Here is an 18,535-nt window from a genome sequence, read left to right as displayed (position 1 = left end):
CTCAGTAACCGCTCGGCATCGGAGGCCGGCTCCCGGTGAACGGCATGCCCGGCACTGGCTGGAACGGGCCGTCCTGCGGCGGGCCCTGCGCGATGACGTTGTTCGGCGGGACCGGCGGCGTGGTCATCTCCACCTGCTGACTGCGGCGGCGGATCGCATTGAAGATCCACACGTTCAGCAGGTGCAGGACGCCGAGCACGACCAGCACCGTGCCGAGTTTCATACTCAGTTGCTCGATCGCGCCGCGGGCGTCGGCCACCGTGTCCCGGCTGCGCAGGAACAGCGTGACGAACCCGAGGTTGACCAGGTAGAAGCCGACCACCAGCAGCCGGTTCACCGCGTCGGCGAAGTCGTCGTTGCCGTCGAACACGTCGACCAGGAACACCCGCCCGTTGTGGCTCAGCGTCCGCGCCACCCAGATCGTCAGCGGCACCGAGATCGCCAGGTAGACCAGATAGGCCAGCACTGTCATCGCACCCACATCCTCACTCTTGAACATGTTCAACTCTTGGTCACGATGATCGTAGAGCCAGTTTTTGAACATGTTCAAGAGACGATCGCGGTGACCCACGTCTCAGTGCGCGCCGAGCTCAGCGGACGCGCGTGCCCCGCAGTACGACGGCCGCCGGTGCGCCGAGGATCTCGGGGTGTTCGCGAGGATCGGCGTCGTACGTGACGACATCCTCAGTGCCCGCCAGCCCGAGGAACTCGCCGGCTGACGTAGTGGCCGCCTCCAGCGCCTCAGTCACGGTCAGCCCGTACTTCACGAGCTGCTCGATCTCACTGGCGACAGTGCCGAACACGTCGGACCCGGTGAGCACCCGTACGCCGTACTGTCGCGCCAGCGGAAGCATCGCCGCCATGTGCTCCTCCCGTCGCCGGCGCCGCTCGAGCCGCTCCGGGGTGTCGTTCGGATCAGGCGGGCCGTAGGCGGACAGCGTCGGCGTCCAGCCGCCACCACGAGCACCCAGTACTGCGAGGTCTTCGGCGGTGATCACCTCGCCGTGCTCGACCGAGTCGACGCCGACCCGGACCAGCTCGCCGACCAGGTCCGTCTGGACGTGCGCCGCAACCCGGGCACCACGTGCATGCACCGCCGCGATCATCTCCTTGACGGCGTCGATCTCGTAGTTGGGAGTCATCGCGCTGCCCCGGATCGGACCGTCCGGGCCGACGGGCGGGAAGTCGGCGACCAACTTGATCCAGGTGGCGCCGTCGTCCAGCTCGGCCTCGACCGCAGCGATCAGGCGCTCAGCGGGCACCGGCTCGTACAGACCTGGAAAATACGATCCCTCAGGGGCGAAGAACCGGCCGGCGGCAAGGATCAACGGCTTCCCGTCCTCCGGACTCGCCGCCAGCTTCAACGTGATCGACCGATCACCACCGACATCGCGTACTGCCCGGACGCCGGCCTGCCCGAGTTCGTCCAGCATCGTCCGGGCAGCGCGTTCGCCGAGCGGCACCAGGCCGCGCTCGCCGAGCCCGACTGTCAGGTGACAATGCGAATCCACCAACCCTGGAAGGGCGAATCGGCCCGGCAGCACGCCAGGATCACCGGTTCCGGCTTCGAGGTGGACCGGCTCCCCGGCCGGTAGACCGATTCCGTCGAACATCCAGCGCGTCATACCCGGCATCGTGCCTCGCAAAGGGTTCAGGGACTGACAACTGCCGACGGGCCGGAGTACAGTCGTGCGCAGGCACGCAGGGTGCCACCGGTCCGCGGGAAGGGCTCAGCCCACCTGAAATCAAGGTTGTGCGGTACTACCCACCTCCTTTCTCGCCTGACGACGCGGACAGCAGGCACGTAGAGAGGAGGTCGCCATGCCGACCCGAAATCTCCCGAACGACCCGAGCCTCGAACACCTCAAGAAGCAGGCCAAGACCCTGCTCAAGCAGGTCCAGGCAGCCGATCCCGAGGCACTCGCGCTGGCCGCCGAGTTCTCCCCGGCCGACGTCGGCAATCTCGCCGGAGCACAGTTGGTGCTCGCCCGGAGCTACGGTTTCGCCAGCTGGGCCCGGCTCGTGCACCACCTCGAACTCGTCGACCGCTACAGCCGATCGCCGCACCGCCAGTCGATCGGCGGCCCGCTGGACACTCCGGAGCAGCGCGCCGACGAATTCCTCAAACTGGCCACGTTGCATTACGGGCAAGACGATTCCGCCCGGCAGACCACCGCCCGACAGCTGCTCGCCGAGTTCCCAGAAGTTGCCCTGAGCAACATCTATACGATGGTGATCGCTGCGGAGCCGGACGTGGTCGCTGCCGCGCTGGCCGCCGATCCGGCAGCGGCGGCGCGGGAAGGCGGTCCCTACCGCTGGGAGCCGTTGGTCTATCTCACCTACTCGCGGCTCGAGGCCGATGACCGGGTGAAGGTCGCGAAACTCCTGCTGGACAACGGCGCAGACCCGAACGCCGGCTACCTCTGGCAAGGGTTGCCGTCACCGTTCACAGCGCTCACCGGGGCTTTCGGCCGCGGCGAGAACGACCAGCCCCCACACCAGAACCGGCTGGAACTCGCGCGGCTGCTGCTCGAAGCCGGTGCAGACCCCAACGACAGCCAGACCATGTACAACTGCGGTCCCGGCTGTCCACCGCCGTACGACGATGCGCATCTCGAACTGCTGCTGGAGTTCGGGCTCGGCCAGGGCGACGGTGGGCCGTGGCACGAGCGGATGACGACGGCCCATCCGACTCCGCGCCAACTCCTCGAGGACGAACTGGTCTTCGCCTCACACGAAGGACTACTCCATCGGGTCGAACTCGTCCTGGCGCAAGGCATCGACCCGGACGGCCGCGGTACGGAACACCCCGGCTTCGGCGGTCATCGCGCCTACGAACTGGCCGCGATCCAAGGGCACACCGAGATCGCCGAACTCCTGCTGGCCAAGGGCGCAGCCCCACTCGACGACGTGAACGAGCTCTACGCCGCCGTACTGCGTGGCGACCGCGTCGACGCGGATCCGGATCTCGCCGCCCGCGCCGTGGCGCGCAACCCGATGCTGCCGCTCCGGGTCGCCGAGATCGGCGCGACCCACGCTCTGGAACCCCTTCAGAAGCTGGGCTTCGACCTCAACGTCAGCCGGTTCAGGACACCGTTGCACCTGGCTGCGGTGAACGGCCATCTCGACACCGTGCGCAAGCTGATCGAGCTCGGTGCGGATCCGACGGTCGAGGATCCGCAGTACCACGCCACCCCGCGCGGCTGGGCCCAGCACAGCCACCACCAGGACGTCGTGGACTACCTCGACACGCTGGAGAAATCGATCACGGGCTGACTGTGAGGAACAGGAAAGACCCGAAGATCATCAGGTGAACTGCGCCCTGGAGCAACGTGGCACGCCCGGTCGCGAGGGTCAGCATGCTCACCACGACGGTCAGGATGAACAGCACGAGTTCCTTACTGCCCAACCCGAGCACGAGCGGTCCGTCGAGCCAGATCGATGCCACCGCGATCGCAGGGATGGTCAGTCCGATGCTCGCCAGCGCCGAACCGAGCGCGAGGTTCAGGCTGGTCTGGAGGCGGTCCCGCAGTGCAGCCCGTACTGCGGCGACCGTCTCCGGCAGTAGCACCAGCAGCGCGATCACCACGCCGACGACCGCCAGCGGCGCACCAGCGGACTCGACCGCCGACTCCAGCTTCGGCGACACCGTCTTCGCCAACCCCACCACGGCGATCAAGCAGACGAACAGCAGACCGAGGCTGGTCAGCGCCACCCGCCCACTAGGAGCTGCAGCGTGCACCACACCGGCGTCCTCGTCATCGCCGTCTGCCTGGATCGTGGCCTCTTCAGTAGCGACAGGAAGGAAGTAGTCGCGGTGCCGAATGGTCTGGACGAACACGAACACGCCGTACATCACCAGCGACGCCACCCCGGCGAAGGCGAGCTGTGCTGAGCTGAACGTGGCTCCCGGCGTACTGGTTGTGAAGGTGGGCAGCACCAGGCTCAGCGTCACCAGTGCGGTCATCACCGCGAGCGCACTCCCGGACGCATGCACCCGGAACGCCTGCGACTTGTGCCGCAGCGACCCGGCGACCAGCGCGAGACCGAGGATGCCGTTGCAAGTGATCATCACCGCGGCGAACACCGTGTCCCGCGCCAGGGAGGCGGCCTTGTCACCGCCCGAGGCCATCAGCGTGACAATCAGCGCGACCTCGATGATGGTCACCGCGAGCGCGAGGATCAGCGTGCCGAACGGTTCACCGACCCGGTGCGCGACCACCTCGGCATGATGAACGGCCGCGATCACGGCGGCACCGAGACCGGCGCAGACCACGATCAGCAGCAGGACGCCGAGGTCCCGACCCCAGGACAGCACCAGTACGACGAGAGCGAGCGGGGGCACGGCCAGACTCCAGCGCGGCAACCCATGGACAACCGTGTCTGTCATCCCCAGCGAGTCTATTGGGCGGGCGGCAATTCAGTTGGCATCCGCCGCCGCCGGGGTGATGCTTTTCGCATCATGGAGACGTTGAAGCTGAGAGATGCGGTCACGGACGACTGGCCGGCGATCTGGCCGTTCTTCCGCGAGATCGTCACCGCGCAGGAGACCTACGCCTACGACCCGGAGCTGACCTTCGACCAGGCGCGCGCCCTGTGGATGTCGCCGTCGGGATCGGCGCTGAGCCGGACCACGGTCGCGGTCGATGCCGACGGCACCGTTCTCGGCAGTGCCAACATGTACCCGAACCGGCCCGGTCCCGGTTCGCACGTCGCCAGCGCGAGCTTCATGGTCGACTCCTCGCGGCGCGGCCGCGGCGTCGGCCGGGCGCTCTGCCAGGACATGATCGACTGGGCGGCCGCCTCCGGGTTCCGGTCGATCCAGTTCAACGCGGTGGTGGAGACCAACGAGCGCGCGGTCAAGCTGTGGCAGGACCTGGGCTTCAAAATCATCGGCACAGTGCCCGAGGCGTTCCTGCACCCGGCCCATGGTTACGTCGGTCTGCACGTCATGCACCGGAGCCTTTGATTAACTCGACCTATGTCGCAGACCCGCGCACGCCGGATGTGGAAAGTTCTCGAGCCGTACCACGCGATCACCTACTTCGCCCCGGAGACCCGGCAGGCCACCGACGCACTCGGTCTGCGCGGCGGGTGGATGAGCTACTTCGCCTGCCGAGCCGCTCCCCTCGGCCCGGTCGGCCCTGACCTCGTCACCGCAGTCTTCTACAACTTCCACCCCTCGATGGTCGCCAGAGCGATTCCCGACGCCTGGAGCTTCGCCACACCCGAGCAACTGGTGGCAACCCGGCTGCAGGCCGTCGACGACGCAGTACGCCGAATGCTGCCCGAGACGAGCACGCCCCTACGCCGTACTGCGGAGCTGGCGCGCCGAGCCGCCGAGGTGGCACCGCTCGGCGGCCGGCCGATCGCCGCGGCCAACGCCGCGCTGGACTGGCCCGACGAGCCACACCTGGTTCTGTGGCACGCGACCACGATCCTCAGGGAGTCGCGTGGGGACGGGCACGTGTCCGCGCTGGTTACTGCAGGACTGAGCCCCTGCCAGGCGAACGTCACCATCTCTGCGGCAGGCGGTCCGTCCAAGGCGGTCTACCAGGCCAGTCGACGCTGGAGCGACGAGGAATGGGCGGAGGCTGAAGAGGACCTCAGGAGCCGCGGACTACTGGCGGCTGACGGCACGCTGACCGAGAAGGGCTGGGCACTGCGCCGGCAGGTGGAGGACACCACTGACGCGCTGGCTGAGCAGGGCTGGGCGAAGCTCGGCGACGCCGCGACCGAGGAACTCGACCGTCTGGTCCGCCCGATCAGCGGCGCGATCATGGCGTCAGGCTTGGTCCCGGCCGACAACCCGATGGCAATGCGCTGGGACAAAGACGAGCTACCCCACTAGCGGCGTGGCGCGCTGATCAACCACTTCCTCAACCGCTGGGAAGACGACAGGGCGTCGCTGCGGCACTAGCGGGGTCGCAGCGGCACTAGCGGCGTCGCTGGGGGCCGCGCAAGGTTACGTAGAGGAGTGAGACGCCCAGCGCTGCGACGAGCGGGCCGACGATCGCCCAGAAGCTCTTGCCGGTCATCGAACTCCCACCGACGTACCCGAGCCCCTGCAGTGCCCACACCACTCCGGCGACGGTCAACAGCACGCCGAGCGCGATCAGTACGGCCTTCTTCATCCCAGTCCCCTTCGGCAGACCCTGCTGACACTAGCGCTCCTGGACTCGAGCGGAGACCAGCTCCAGGGCTTTGGCCAGGTCCTCGCCGCTGGGAGCCTTGGCGGGGTCGAACAACCACTGCACGACAACGCCGAGCAGCAGCGCTTGCAGAAACGACCCCACCAACTGCACCTCGTCCTGCGGCGTGTCCGGCCCTACAACCCCGAACAGCGTGGCGACTCCCTCGCGTGCTTCTCCTTGGAAGTTCGCGAGCTCCTTCAGCAGCTCCGACTGATGGGCGCCCGCACTGAGCAGCTCGAACTGAGTGACCCACAGCGCCCGGGTGCTCGGCGTCGACAGCGTGCTCACGGCCAGCCGCCACGTCTCCACGAAGCGCTCCTGGGCAGTCGCGTCGGCGCCGAGCCCGGCCGCCATCGCCGTACCGACTTCTGCGCCCCACTCGTCCAGGGCCGCGCGCATCGCCTCGTTCATCAGCTCGTCCTTCGACCCGAAGTGGTAGCCGATCGCGGCCAGGCTGACGCCGGCCGCGGTGGCGATGTCCCGGGCGGTCGTGCGGTGGTAGCCCTTCTCCATCAGGCACGTCTTGGCGCCTTCGATCAAAGCCTCGCGATTTCCCATGTCCGCCAGCTTATCGGTTGTCTGATACGAACGTCTTGCACGTTTGTCTAAGACTGTCGTACAGTCGTGAGCACCGACAAAGTGTGAGGAGCTTCGAGATGACCAAGCAGACGGTGTTGATCTCCGGCGCGAGCGTGGCCGGCCCGGCGCTGGCGTTCTGGCTGGAGCGGTACGGGTTCGACGTGACGGTGGTTGAGCGGGCACCTGCTCCCCGGCCCGGTGGGTACGCGGTCGACTTCCGCGGCGCCTCGCTGAAGGTGCTGGAGCGGATGGGGCTGCTGGCCGAGGTCGAGGCGCGGGCCACCCACATGGGCGACATGGCCTACGTCAACAAGGCCGGCAAGACGATCGCGACGTCACCCGCCAGCGCGATCAGCGGCGAGCTCGAGATCCTGCGCGGCGACCTGGTCGAGATCCTGTACGACGCGACGCGGGCTCGGGTGGAGTACGTCTTCGACGACTCGATCGCCACGATCAGCCAGGACGCGATGGGTGTCGACGTGACCTTCGAGCGCGGTGCACCTCGCCGGTTCGACCTGGTCGTCGGGGCGGACGGCCTGCACTCGAAGGTGCGCGCACTCGCCTTCGGGGACGAGCGGGACTTCATCCACCATCTCGGCTTCTACGCCTCGGTCGCCACCGTCGAGAACCACCTCGGCCTGGACCACATCGGCCGGTTGATCAACTCGCCCGGCAAGACCGCCGGCATGTACAGCGCACGGGGAAACAGTGAAGCCAAGGCCCTCTTCTACTTCGCCTCCGAACCACTCGACTACGACCGCCGCAACTTGGCGGCTCAAAAGCAGATCGTGACCCAGACCTTCGAAGGCGAAGGCTGGGAGGTGCCGACCCTGCTGGCAGGGATGCGGAGAGCACCCGACTTCTATTTCGACTCGGTCAGCCAGATCAAGCTGGACAGCTACTCCACCGGCCGGATCGCCCTGGTGGGCGACGCCGGGTACTGCGCCTCACCGCTGTCCGGCATGGGCACCAGCCTCGGCATCGTCGGCGCCTACGTGCTGGCCGGCGAACTCCACGCGGCGGACGGCGATCACGTCCGGGCGTTCAGCGAGTACGACGAGGTGATGCGCGAGTTCGTCGAGGCCTGCCAGAAGCAAGGAGTGGACGGGGCGAAGTGGTTCATCCCGGCCAGCCGCTGGTTCGCGGCGTTCCGGAACCTGAACTTCCGGCTGCTGCCCTACCTGCCCTGGCGCAAGATGATCGAGGAACTGCCGTTGAAGGTCGGCAACAAGGTCGACCTCAGGGACTACGCAGCCCCGCCGCGGCAGCCCGCAGTACGGCAGCGGTGAGTGCCTCCAGCACGGCGGAGTCGAGCTTCCAGTGCTGCCAGTACAGCGGTACGTCGACATGCTTGCCGGGGGCAACTTCTACCAGGCGGCCGGCGGCCAGGTCCGCCTCGACGGCCTCCTCCTCGATCATGCCCCAGCCGAGGCCGAGCCGGATCGCCCGCACGAACGGCCCCGAGGCGGGGATCGAGTGGACCGGTGGATCGAGGCGGCGCCGGGTCACCTTGCGGACCAGCCGTTCCTGCAGCTTGTCCTTGGAATTGAAGGCCATCATCGGAGCGGCCGCGAGCGCCTCGGCGAGCGGCCGCCCGGTCAGCCAGCGCTCGGCGAACTCGGGCGTGGCGATCGACAGGTACCGCATCTTCCCCAGCGCTCGCACGCGACAGCCCTGCACCGGCCGCGGGTCGGCCGTCACCGCCGCGAGCACGGTGCCGTTGCGGAGCAACTCGGCCGAATGATCCTGGTCCTCCTGGCGCAGGTCGAAGGCGGTCACCAACTCCGGCGGCACGTCGAGCAGGGCTGGCAGGAACCAGCCGTTCAGCGAGTCCGCGTTCACGGCAACCGGCAGCCGAAGCCCCTCGACCTTCCCCTTGGCCGAGGCGATGGCCTCGACCTCCAACAGGTCCACCTGCCGGGCCAGCCGCAACAGCGCTTCACCCGCCTCCGTATTGCGGGTCGGCTTGGTCCGCTGGATCAAGACCTGACCGAGTCGGCTCTCCAGCGCCTTGATCCGCTGGCTCACCGCGGACGGCGTGATCCGCAGCCGCCGGGCCGCCGCTTCGAAGCTGCCCTCGTCGATCACCGCGGCGAAGGTGTCGAGCTGTGCCGAGTCGATCTGCATGATGAAGCCATGCTAATCCTGCTGAAGAATCTTTAGCTGGTTTGTTCGCGTTCGCGCACCTACCGTCGAGGCATGCCCCTGCTAGCCGGCTTTGCCACGTCGCTTTCCCTGATCGTCGCGATCGGAGCGCAGAACGCCTTCGTACTGCGGCAGGGGCTGCGTCGCGAGCACATCCTGCCGGTGGTGCTGACCTGCGCACTCTCGGACGCGTTGCTCATCTCGGGCGGCATCGCGGGCCTCGGCGCGCTGATCGAGAGCAGCCCACTGGCCCTGAACATCGCGAAGTACGGCGGTGCTGCCTTTCTCTTCACCTACGCGGCGATCGCCGCACGGCGGGCGTTCCAACCGAAGGCGATGAAGCCCGCAGACCATGCACCGGCCGCGCTGCGGAGCGTAGTACTGACTTGTCTGGGGTTCACGTATCTCAATCCGCATGTGTACCTCGACACCGTCGTACTGCTCGGGTCGCTGGCCAACCAGCGCGGCGCCGACGGGCGGTGGCTCTACGGACTCGGTGCGGTCGCGGCCAGCTTCGGGTGGTTCTTCGCGCTGGGGTTTCTCGCTCGGAAGCTGGGGCCGATCTTCGCCCGTCCGCGCGCCTGGCAGTTCCTGGACGGCGGAATCGCACTGGTGATGGCGACACTCGCGACCTGGATGGTCATCCCTGCTTGACCGGCTGTCGCAGCACACTGTGGAGGTGGACGTCACCGTGCTGTGCGATGCCGTTGCTGTGTTTCCGGAACCCGTGCAGAGGGCGCTGCCGGGCTGGTCCGCCGAACACCAGGCATGGACGGCAGCGAACCTGCCAGGGAACGTGGCCGCCGACGGTGGGTGGCTGCTGCACTTCCACAGCTACCTGGTGACCTCGGAGCGCGGCGCGGTTCTGGTCGACACAGGAATCGGTCCTGCCGGTAGTGAGGCCGCGCAGTGGCTCGGTACTAGGGGCAGGCTGCCGACGCTGCTCGCCGATGCTGGCGTTGGTGCCGACGAGATCGACACAGTGATCCTGACCCACGTCCACCTGGACCACGCGGGCTGGAACACGACCTCGTCCGACCGGCCGCGCTTTGCGAACGCGACGTACGTGGTGCAGCAGGCGGAGCTGGACCACCTCGGCGACGGACCGACGTACGAGCGCTATCTGAAACCGATCGCCACTGCCGGCCAACTGCGCGCAGTGTCGGGCTCCTGCGCTCTGGGTGAGTTCCGGTTGCACCTGACCCCTGGACACACTCCTGGCCACCAATGCGTCGTCACCGACGTCGCAATCCTCGGCGGAGACGTTCTGGTCCACCCCGCCCAGGCTCGCTGGCCCGAGCTCACCTATGTCTACGAACGCGACCCCGCTGTCGCCGTCACCTCGCGCCACGACGTACTGACCCTTGCCGCCGCCACCGGCCTTCCCATCGCCGCCGCCCATCCCCAGACCGCTTTGACTGGTAGTGGGCCTGTGCTGAACCTGTCCGCTCTCACCTGTCGGCTGGGTCAGCGGTAGCCGGTGGTGTCGGCCGGCTTCCCGGGCTCTTGTACTTCGACGAGGTAGCGCCAGGCGTCCGGCTGGCTGCCGTCGAGGTCGGTGAAGCCGTAGAGCTTCGCGAGTTCGCCGCTGGAGGTGGATTTGCCGTTCCAGCGGGCGAGGTCCGGATCCGCGGCGAGGGCGGCGACCGCGCGTCCGACGTACGAAGGGCTTTCCGAGATGGCGAAGTGCGGGATGCTCTTCGTCGCGTCCCGCCAGTTCTCCTCGGTGACGCCGAAGCCGTCGAGCATCGCCTCCGACCGCAACCAGCCCGGCGTGAGCAGGACGGCCGTCGCGCCGCGCGGACCGACCTCGTGCGCCAGCGCGAACGCCATCCGGCTGACCGCGCCCTTCGCGACGTCGTAGAAGAACGAGACGCGATAGCGGGACGCGTTGTACTCGTCGGTGCCGTCGGTCATCTCGACAATCAGCCCACCCGGCGTCTTGAGCAGCAGAGGCAACGCGAAGTGGCTGGTGATCGCGTGCGTCTCGACGCCTAACCGCAGCAGCCGGAGTCCGCTGTCGAGTGACGACTCCCAGACGGTTTTGTCCCAGTCGCGTTCACCGGTCTGACCCCAGATGTCGTTCACCAGGATGTGCAGCTCACCCTGCTCCTGCTCGATCCGCTCGACCAGCGCCCGAACCTGCTCCGGATCCGTGTGATCAACCCGTACGGCGATCCCTCGCCCGCCGGCCGCGTCGACGAGCTCGGCCGTCTTCTCGATCGTCTCGGGCCGATCCATCTCCGACCGCTCCGCCCGGGTGCTCCGGCCGGTCACGTACACCGTCGCGCCCGCCGCGCCCAACTCCACCGCCACCCCGCGCCCAGCCGCCCGCGTGCCGCCCGCCACCAACGCGACCTTCCCCACCAACGTCTTCATCTCGCCTCCCAATCATCCATACGCTGTACGATTTCGCTACCATACGACGTATGGTTAATGCGGACAAGCCGGGTGCCGGGCGTTCGGGACGGCCGCGGGCGGGCGAGGAGCGGTTGAGCCGGCAGGCGATCCTCGAGGCCGCGCTGCGGATCGTCGACGACGAGGGACTTGAGGCGATGACGATGCGCCGCCTCGCTGCCGCCCTCGGCGTGAACCCGATGTCGCTCTACCACCACCTCCCGAACAAGGCGGCAGTCTTCGCAGGCCTGGCCGAACTCGTCTTCGCCGGCATGGACAACGCCACTGCACCGGACGACGACGTGGACTGGCGAACCGAGCTGACGCGTGCGGCGCACGCCTACCGGAACGCCTTGCGGGCCCATCCGAATCTGGCGCTGCAGGTGTTGGCAGACACCGCAGCCGTGTCGGAGGTGGTCGTGGTGACGGTCGAGCCGTTCTACCGCGCTCTCGATCGAGCCGGCCTGCCACCTCGGCAGATCTTCGAAGCCGTCAACACGTTGATCGACTTCATCCACGGCTTCACCCTCGGTGAGGCGTCGGTCCGCGCGGACACCTTCGAACTCGCGCCCGACCTACTGGAGCGAGTCAGCAAACTCCAGCCCGGCCAGGCTCCGACGCTGGCGAGGATCGTCGGGGCCCTCGGCGCGGACGGGTTGCATTACGAGTTCGACGACGGCTTCGAGACAGGGTTGAGCGTGTTCGTCGACGGCATCGCCACGCGCTTCGGCTTGTAGCGGGACACCGCGACCCCGCACAGACACAACGCGCCACCTGCGAAGGCCAATGGCGCCGGCGTCTCGCCGAGGAGCAGCCAACCGAGGAAGATCGCCAACGGCGGTACGAGGTACGTCGTCGCGCCCATCTTCCCCGCGCTCGTCCTGGCCAGCGCATAGGCCCAGGTCGTGAACGCCAGCGCCGTCGGGAAGGCGCCCAGGAACACGACCCACCAGATCGCCGACGGCTGAGCAGCACCGACTTCCCGAATCAACGCCGGGGCGAAGGGCAGGCAGGCCAAGGCGCCGATCGTGCAGGCCAGCCAGGTCACCTCGAGCGCCGGAAGCCGACCGAGCAACGGCTTCTGCGCCACCACCCCGATCGCGTAAGCGATCGCGGCGACCAAACAGAGGACCACGCCCCAGGTCTCCGCCTTGCCGTCCGACGACGACGTGCCGATCACGACCACACCCGCGAAGGCGGCAATGCTGCCGATCACCAACTGGCGCGGAAACCCCTCGCCGAGCAGGAGCCCGGCGAGCAACGCGATCAACAGCGGGCCGATGTTCACCAGCATGGCCGCCGTACCGGCATCGAGCCGCTGCTCGGCCGCGTTCAGCGCGACGTTGTAGACCCCGAACCACAACAGCCCACAAACAAGCAGCAGCTTCCAGTCGCTCTTGACCGGCCATTGCGGCGTACGGCGAATCCGCGGCCGTCGGGAAGCCGGGCCGGCCAGACGGTCGCCCGAGCCGCCCGGCCGGACGAAGACGAACAGGCCGAGCACCAGGCTGCCGACCAGCAGTCGCCCGAGTGACAGTGCACCGGCCGAGAACTCCGCACCGACATGCCTGATCGCCACGAAAGCCGAGGCCCAGAGCACCACCGTCACAGCCGCCGCACCCGCAGCCAGCAGACCTTGCCGCTTCTCAGTCCTGATCACCAGCCGACCGTATGCGCCCATCGCTTCGGCCGACACCGAATAATCACTCCTCGACCGTCCACCGCACCGGAGGCTCGTATGCGCGCGAAGATCCTGTACGTCACCGACCTCACCTACCCCGCCAACGGCAGGCGGTACGGCGACGAGGACGTCTACCTCACCGGCCGACTCCGCGAACACTTCGACCTCGCGCTCTGCCACCCGCTCGACGCCGCCTCGCTGATGGACGCCTTCGACGCCGTCGTCGTACGCAACAGCGGACCGGCGATCCACTACCAAAGCGCGTACGGCGAGTTCCGGGCAGCCGCGATCGACCGCGGTACTCGCGTGTTCACCCAGCTGACCGGCAAGGCAGACATGATCGGCAAGCAGTACCTCGTGGACCTGAGCGAGGCCGGCTATCCGGTCATTCCGACGACCGACTGCGCACCAGACTCATTGCCTGAGGCAACCACCTATGTCGTCAAGCCGAAGCTGGGCTCCGACTCGATCGGACTACGGAAGGTCTCCCGCGACGAACTCACCACCCTTTCGCTGGACGGCATGCTCGCCCAGCCCTTGATCGACTTCCGCTACGAGGTCTCGTTCTACTTCGTCGATCACGATCTCCAGTACGCCTTGTACGCACCGGATCCCGCCAAGCGCTGGGAACTCGAACGCTATGAACCCACCGACGCCGACCGGGCCTTCGCCCAACGGTTCGTCGACTGGAACGCGATCGACCACGGCATCCAGCGCGTGGACGCTTGCCGGACCGCGACCGGCGAACTCCTCCTGGTCGAACTCGAAGACCTCAACCCCTTCCTGTCCCTCGAACTCACCGACGACACCATCCGCACCCGCTTCGTCCAGCGCATGACCCGATCCCTCACCGCCCTACTCGCGCTCTGAGACCCCACCGACTTCCGCATCCTCACCAGCTGGTGCCGGCAGGGCGAACGGGGTCAGAAAGGCGGTGAGCACCACCGGGACGGTCAGACCGGCAACCAGCACCGGCAGCGTGAACCACACCGACCCGACCGCGAACCCGGCGTACACCGCCACCGCGAACACCTCGGCGAACAGTCCCGACACCGAGATCACCGTCGCCCGGGCCGGTCCGGTGATCGCGTCCTGCAACCGCGCCTCGGCAACGATGATGACCAACTGCATCACCCCGTAGCCGACCGCGATCGGCACGAACCCGAGCGCCGTCCCACTCAGCGACCCCCAGGCAATCAACCCAGCGGTCGCCGCCAGCCCCACGGCGAACACCGATGCCCGCAACTTGTACGCCGCTCCCGCGAGCGCACCGCCGATCGCCTGCGCGGCCACCGTGCCGGCGATCAGCAACGGCACCAGCGTCGTCGACGCTCCGACATCCCTGGCCAGCAAGGGAAAGTACTCGTCGAACGCCAGGAATCCGGCCAGCAACGCGACCAGGGCAACGGCCTTGCGAACCGTCCGGCTGCTCCCCGCCTCGGACAATCCCGAGACCAGCATCAACCGGTACCTTCCAAGGGCACTGGCTCCAGACTCCACCTCCTCCGTTTCGTCGGCCGTGGCGACGGGCGCCGCCTCGGGTAATGACAGTGCGACCAACAGCTGGGCGACACAGCTGAGCACGCTGACGGCGCCCGCCAGGGCATACCCACCGAGCTTGAACAGCGGAGCTGCCAGCGCGGTTGCCGCCAGATTCATGACCAGCGCGGCCGCCTTGGTCCGGCCGATCAGCCCGGCGTAGCTGCCGGTGCGCCCACGCGCGGCCAACTCGTCGTACACGAATGCTTCGAAGGTTCCCGAGATCAGCGCGGAACTGATGCCCCAGAGGACGAAGCCGAGCGCGAACCCGGCGTACGTGGGCAGCACGATCCAGCTGGCGTAGCCGAGGCCACTCAGCGCTGAACCGAGCATCAGCAGTTTGCGGCGCGAGAACGTGTCCGCCCAGGCGCCGGACGGCACCTCGAACAGGAACGAGGTCGTCGACCAGATGATGAACAGCGTCGACACTTGCGATGCCGACAGCCCGTGATCCGTGAACAGCAACTGGTACAGCGGATACAACGGGATGAAGTCCTGCAACGCCGCATAGGCGACGACGCGAAGAGTCAGGCGGTCAGGGCGTCAAAGGTGCGGGCTCGGATATCTCATGCCTTAGAAGATATCCGCGAAGTCACCGGCTCAAAAGAGTTTTCGTGCCGGGTGTGGACAAGTGCAGCACCTGGTACCGCGTGCCCGGCACGATGCCCGGTTCGCCGCTCCACAAGGTGAAATGCACGAGCTCCCACCGACTCGGATCCACCGCGATCGCCGAACTGTGGACGCCCTCCAGACCCACGGTCTTCTCCAACAGCGAGAGCGCGGCCGCCACCGGCTCGGCCGGATCCACATCGGGCGGCAGCATCTGAACCTGCTTCGTCGCCGCCAGCGCCGGCCGGTCGACCGCCTCGCCCGGCCGGACCTCCACACCGGTCCAGTGCGAAACGAGAGGCCGCCCGAAGGAGTTGCAGATGCCGGTGAAGAATCCGCCTCCCCACAGGAATCTGCTCATCCCGGCCGGATCGTTCCACAGGTAGAAGGGCGCGTACTGGTTCACCATCGCGCCGTTCGCCCGGTCCTGGACCAGATACGCCTTGATCCCCAGACCGTCGAAGTCGTCCGTACGGTTTCCCAGCGTCTCCACCCGGTGCCGGATGATCCCCATGTCGTAGTCGGTCGGCAGATTGATCTCGTACTGCATCGCGTACATGGCCACTCCTCTGCATCAGGCGTTGCCATACATACTAGTAGGTACAGAGCCCGAGAAGGCAAGAAATAGCAGGCGGAGAGCAGCGATGCCCGGCAAGCTTGGGTGATGAGTGACGTGACCGAGCGGATCTGGCGGCGGCTACCGGCGGGAAGCCGTGAGGCGCTGGTCGACGGTCTGAGCCAGTCGGAGCTACAGAGCGCCCTCCTGGACGTGAGCCGCGCAAGGGCCGCCAAGGTGACGCCGGCCCGGGTCATGCAGCGCTGGCGCCAGGACCGCTTCGTCCAGCCGTCCACTGTCGACCCGCGGCAGTTGGTGAAGACCCAGGCGATGCTGTGGGACCGGCTGCCGGACAAGATCGCCGGCGTCGAACTGTCGCCGCTGACCCCACTCGGAACGTGCTCAGCCATCGCGACGGTCGACCAGAACAAGGTGGTGACGACCAACCGCGGTACGGAGGTGGCCAGCGACCCCACCAACGAGCTCGCGATCGAAGCCGCCGTACGCCGGAAGGCCGGCCAGGCGCGGGTAGATCTGGCCGCGTGCCAGCGGGTCGTGCGGGCCCAGTCGTTCGACGCACCGGGGATGTCCGCGCACTTCGAGCTGTTCGTGCTGGTGTCGAGCACCCGGGACACCGGGTCCGGCCGGGCGCAGGCCGAGATGCTGCTCGATCACCTCGGTTTCTGGGCCGATGTCCTCGGCGACCGGGCGGAGCTCAGGTTCACCACGCTGGCGCCGACCGCCGTACGAGAGCGCATCGACGACACCGTACGGCCACAGCTGAAGGTGGACTTCCTGGAGGATCGGGAGCGGACCAAGGGGTCGAACTACTACGCCGGCATCGCGCTCGGCATCGGCCAGGCTGGAGCCGAGCTCGGCGACGGCGGCTTCACCCGCTGGACTGCCGACCTGCTCGGCGACGCCAAGGAGCGATGCCTGATCTCGTGCGCCTCGACAGAACGGCTGACCGCACTCACCGCAGCTTGAGCAGTCCGGCGTCGGTGGGCGAGAAGCCGCAGGCCTTGAGGTAGAAGTCGGCGAGGTGCGGCTCGAAGTCCACGTGCAGCCACTGGCATCCCGCGGCCCTCGCCTCCGCGGCGGCGGCCCACACCAGCCGCTTGCCGATGCCCTGGCGGCCGTACTCCGGATGCACAGCAGTGTCGAGCACGAACGCGTGGGCACCGCCGTCCCAGCACACCTGGACGAACCCGACCAGCAAGTCGTTGTCGAAGGCACCGACCCATGTGAGAGCGTGCCGTTCGAGCCGAGCGCCCCACGGCTGCACCTCGACGGCGGACCCGAACGCGAGCGCATGCAATCGCGACAGCTCGCGGTCGTCCACAGCAAACCGAACTCTGATCTCCACGGTTACGAGCCTGCCTGGTCAGCTCGTGACGTGTCCAGGTGAGGTTTCGGTGCTGATCAAAACGACAGTGCTGGCTGCAGTGATCCCCAGCTCTTCACGGTGATCCGCAGCCAACGCCGCACGGAGGCCGGCCAAGGTGGCGGCTCCACTGGGGCCTGACGAGATTCCTGCTGCCCCAAGGTCTCGCTCGGCACTCAGCGCTCCGTCCTCCTCGACCGTTACCGCCGCGCTTAGCCCTGCACGTAGTACGGGCCACGCGAGGCTGGACGGCGTACCGCAGTTGAGGCCGGCCATCACAGTGGTGCTTGTGCTCACAGAGACGAGTTCGCCTGACAGCAGGCTCTCGGTGACACACGCGGCACGCGAAGGCTCTACACCCAGTACTACGGACGCTGTCGCGCCGCTTCGGTAGTGCGTCACTGCCGCCTGCGCGACAGAGCCGACTCCCATCGGCACCACGACGAGATCCGGCTCCACGTCGATCTCCCGGAACAAGGTCGAGTAGCCGTCGACGATGCGCTGCGGCACAACCTCGTACCCCGGCCAGGCCGCGTCCTGGATGAGCACCCGGCTACCCGTTGCGGAGGCGGCTGCGGCAGCCACCGCAGCGTCGTACGACTCAGGTACGACCGTGACCGTCGCGCCTTCTGCCCGGATGGCGTCGACAGCGCGGTCGCTGATGACGTCCGGCACGAACACATGAGCCGGCAGGCCGAGCATCGCAGCCATCCTCGCTACTGCGCGACCGTGGTTGCCATCGGTGGCAGTCACGAACTCCAGAGGTCCGTCGTGTTCTTCGACTGCACAGTGGATCGCCCACCACGCTCCGAGCGCCTTGAAGGCTCCTAGCCCGAATCGCTCGGACTCGTCCTTCACCAGGACCCGGCCGACGCCTAACTCAGCCGCGAACGACGGCACGTCGGTCAACGGCGTCGGCGCATAACCGGCCAGACCCTGATGAAACGCCTGTACTTCGGTAGGCGCGGCCGCGCACCGCCAGTCCCGGGCGGCAGCGTGGTGGTACCAGAGCACCTAGGCGACCAGTGCGAACGCCTGCGCGGTGGTGGAGTACGAGTTCGACACGGACGAGGAGACGCGGACCGACTCCGACTCGCGCACCTGGATCGCCGCGGTCTGCAAGCGAATCGGCAGCGCAGTACGGGCGACCGTGGCCAGGTCGTACTGGACCTCGTGCAGCAGGTCGGCCAGCTCCAGGTCCAGCGCCCGGCAGATGGCCGCCAGGATCTCCGACGAAGGCTCCTTGCGGCCGCGCTCGATCTCGGAGAGGTACGGCACCGACACCTGGGCCTGCTCGGCGAGCTCGCGCAGGGTGATCCCCCGCTCGCGCCGCAGCCGGCGGAAGACGTTCCCGATCACCTGGCGTAGCAACACGTCTGGCCCTCCTGGTCTCTGGTCCTGTACCGAGTGTGCCATCCCCGGCAGGTCTGCGGTGGGCAGATCTGCCACGG

The 18,535-nt window shown here is 67.5% G+C and carries 22 protein-coding genes; 9 read left to right on the top strand and 13 right to left on the bottom strand.

What is annotated here, in order from left to right; genetic code table 11:
* Position 1 precedes the first annotated feature (1 nt).
* Both DIZ26_RS24350 and DIZ26_RS24345 read right to left on the bottom strand, forming a co-directional pair.
* Positions 2-499: a hypothetical protein gene (locus DIZ26_RS24350; RefSeq protein ID WP_198676254.1), complete on the bottom strand. Its 498-nt coding sequence runs from the start codon at positions 497-499 to the stop codon at positions 2-4.
* 91 nt (positions 500-590) lie between these two features.
* Positions 591-1,625 (bottom strand): amidohydrolase family protein, encoded by a 1,035-nt coding sequence (locus DIZ26_RS24345; RefSeq protein WP_112245307.1) that lies wholly within the window; start codon positions 1,623-1,625, stop codon positions 591-593.
* Between the two features lie 196 nt (positions 1,626-1,821).
* On the opposite strand from DIZ26_RS24345, the gene DIZ26_RS24340 reads away from it, so the two are divergent.
* Positions 1,822-3,276, top strand: coding sequence for an ankyrin repeat domain-containing protein (locus DIZ26_RS24340; RefSeq protein WP_112245305.1), 1,455 nt, complete (start codon positions 1,822-1,824; stop codon positions 3,274-3,276).
* Here DIZ26_RS24340 and DIZ26_RS24335 read toward each other — a convergent pair.
* Entirely contained in the window at positions 3,266-4,390 is a 1,125-nt protein-coding gene (locus tag DIZ26_RS24335; protein ID WP_112245303.1) for a calcium:proton antiporter, read from the bottom strand. The genes DIZ26_RS24340 and DIZ26_RS24335 overlap by 11 nt on opposite strands.
* A 72-nt stretch (positions 4,391-4,462) precedes the next feature.
* On the opposite strand from DIZ26_RS24335, the gene DIZ26_RS24330 reads away from it, so the two are divergent.
* A complete protein-coding gene (locus DIZ26_RS24330; RefSeq protein ID WP_232828564.1) occupies positions 4,463-4,969 on the top strand; it encodes a GNAT family N-acetyltransferase in 507 nt (168 codons plus the stop codon).
* Positions 4,970-4,981: 12 nt separating this feature from the next.
* Positions 4,982-5,851 (top strand): SCO6745 family protein, encoded by an 870-nt coding sequence (locus tag DIZ26_RS24325; protein ID WP_112245301.1) that lies wholly within the window; start codon positions 4,982-4,984, stop codon positions 5,849-5,851.
* Positions 5,852-5,936: 85 nt separating this feature from the next.
* Here DIZ26_RS24325 and DIZ26_RS24320 read toward each other — a convergent pair whose 3' ends face one another.
* On the bottom strand, positions 5,937-6,134 hold the full coding sequence (locus DIZ26_RS24320) for a hypothetical protein (protein WP_112245299.1): 198 nt from the start codon (positions 6,132-6,134) through the stop codon (positions 5,937-5,939).
* Between the two features lie 30 nt (positions 6,135-6,164).
* Positions 6,165-6,752, bottom strand: coding sequence for a TetR/AcrR family transcriptional regulator (locus DIZ26_RS24315; protein WP_112245298.1), 588 nt, complete (start codon positions 6,750-6,752; stop codon positions 6,165-6,167).
* Positions 6,753-6,850: 98 nt separating this feature from the next.
* On the opposite strand from DIZ26_RS24315, the gene DIZ26_RS24310 reads away from it, so the two are divergent.
* Entirely contained in the window at positions 6,851-8,062 is a 1,212-nt protein-coding gene (locus tag DIZ26_RS24310; RefSeq protein WP_112245296.1) for an FAD-dependent monooxygenase, read from the top strand.
* Here DIZ26_RS24310 and DIZ26_RS24305 read toward each other — a convergent pair.
* On the bottom strand, positions 8,013-8,900 hold the full coding sequence (locus DIZ26_RS24305) for a LysR family transcriptional regulator ArgP (RefSeq protein ID WP_112245294.1): 888 nt from the start codon (positions 8,898-8,900) through the stop codon (positions 8,013-8,015). The genes DIZ26_RS24310 and DIZ26_RS24305 overlap by 50 nt on opposite strands.
* 72 nt (positions 8,901-8,972) lie before the next feature.
* Here DIZ26_RS24305 and DIZ26_RS24300 point away from each other — a divergent pair, with 72 nt between their 5' ends.
* Positions 8,973-9,572 (top strand): LysE/ArgO family amino acid transporter, encoded by a 600-nt coding sequence (locus tag DIZ26_RS24300; protein WP_112245292.1) that lies wholly within the window; start codon positions 8,973-8,975, stop codon positions 9,570-9,572.
* A gap of 25 nt (positions 9,573-9,597) precedes the next feature.
* Positions 9,598-10,395, top strand: coding sequence for an MBL fold metallo-hydrolase (locus DIZ26_RS24295; RefSeq protein ID WP_112245504.1), 798 nt, complete (start codon positions 9,598-9,600; stop codon positions 10,393-10,395).
* Here the strand turns inward: DIZ26_RS24295 and DIZ26_RS24290 are convergent.
* Positions 10,386-11,297: an SDR family oxidoreductase gene (locus DIZ26_RS24290; protein ID WP_112245290.1), complete on the bottom strand. Its 912-nt coding sequence runs from the start codon at positions 11,295-11,297 to the stop codon at positions 10,386-10,388. The genes DIZ26_RS24295 and DIZ26_RS24290 overlap by 10 nt on opposite strands.
* A gap of 50 nt (positions 11,298-11,347) precedes the next feature.
* On the opposite strand from DIZ26_RS24290, the gene DIZ26_RS24285 reads away from it, so the two are divergent.
* Positions 11,348-12,052: a TetR/AcrR family transcriptional regulator gene (locus DIZ26_RS24285; protein ID WP_112245288.1), complete on the top strand. Its 705-nt coding sequence runs from the start codon at positions 11,348-11,350 to the stop codon at positions 12,050-12,052.
* Here the strand turns inward: DIZ26_RS24285 and DIZ26_RS24280 are convergent.
* Complete coding sequence (locus DIZ26_RS24280) at positions 11,977-12,975, bottom strand: DMT family transporter (protein WP_232828563.1); 999 nt, start codon at positions 12,973-12,975, stop codon at positions 11,977-11,979. The two genes, DIZ26_RS24285 and DIZ26_RS24280, sit on opposite strands and share 76 nt — an antisense overlap.
* Before the next feature lie 78 nt (positions 12,976-13,053).
* Here DIZ26_RS24280 and DIZ26_RS24275 point away from each other — a divergent pair, with 78 nt between their 5' ends.
* Entirely contained in the window at positions 13,054-13,866 is an 813-nt protein-coding gene (locus DIZ26_RS24275; protein WP_112245286.1) for a hypothetical protein, read from the top strand.
* Here the strand turns inward: DIZ26_RS24275 and DIZ26_RS24270 are convergent.
* Both DIZ26_RS24270 and DIZ26_RS24265 read right to left on the bottom strand, forming a co-directional pair.
* Positions 13,852-15,036: an MFS transporter gene (locus DIZ26_RS24270; protein WP_232828562.1), complete on the bottom strand. Its 1,185-nt coding sequence runs from the start codon at positions 15,034-15,036 to the stop codon at positions 13,852-13,854. The two genes, DIZ26_RS24275 and DIZ26_RS24270, sit on opposite strands and share 15 nt — an antisense overlap.
* 91 nt (positions 15,037-15,127) lie before the next feature.
* Positions 15,128-15,703 (bottom strand): DUF4865 family protein, encoded by a 576-nt coding sequence (locus tag DIZ26_RS24265; RefSeq protein WP_112245282.1) that lies wholly within the window; start codon positions 15,701-15,703, stop codon positions 15,128-15,130.
* 105 nt (positions 15,704-15,808) lie between these two features.
* On the opposite strand from DIZ26_RS24265, the gene DIZ26_RS24260 reads away from it, so the two are divergent.
* Positions 15,809-16,687 (top strand): hypothetical protein, encoded by an 879-nt coding sequence (locus tag DIZ26_RS24260; RefSeq protein WP_112245280.1) that lies wholly within the window; start codon positions 15,809-15,811, stop codon positions 16,685-16,687.
* Here the strand turns inward: DIZ26_RS24260 and DIZ26_RS24255 are convergent.
* The 3 genes from DIZ26_RS24255 to DIZ26_RS24245 are packed head-to-tail and all read right to left on the bottom strand — an operon-like array spanning position 16,674 to position 18,458.
* Complete coding sequence (locus DIZ26_RS24255; RefSeq protein WP_112245278.1) at positions 16,674-17,066, bottom strand: GNAT family N-acetyltransferase; 393 nt, start codon at positions 17,064-17,066, stop codon at positions 16,674-16,676. The genes DIZ26_RS24260 and DIZ26_RS24255 overlap by 14 nt on opposite strands.
* An 18-nt stretch (positions 17,067-17,084) precedes the next feature.
* Positions 17,085-18,098, bottom strand: a complete 1,014-nt coding sequence (locus DIZ26_RS24250) for a pyridoxal-phosphate dependent enzyme (RefSeq protein ID WP_112245276.1) — start codon at positions 18,096-18,098, stop codon at positions 17,085-17,087.
* Positions 18,099-18,458, bottom strand: a complete 360-nt coding sequence (locus tag DIZ26_RS24245) for a helix-turn-helix domain-containing protein (RefSeq protein ID WP_112245274.1) — start codon at positions 18,456-18,458, stop codon at positions 18,099-18,101. It lies immediately after the preceding gene.
* Positions 18,459-18,535 lie beyond the last annotated feature (77 nt).

Source organism: Kribbella monticola, from assembly GCF_003261635.1.
GTDB classification, from domain to species: Bacteria; Actinomycetota; Actinomycetes; order Propionibacteriales; family Kribbellaceae; genus Kribbella; species Kribbella monticola.
The sequence above is the reverse complement of the archived record's forward strand: the minus strand, read 5'-3'. Positions and strand labels throughout refer to the sequence as shown.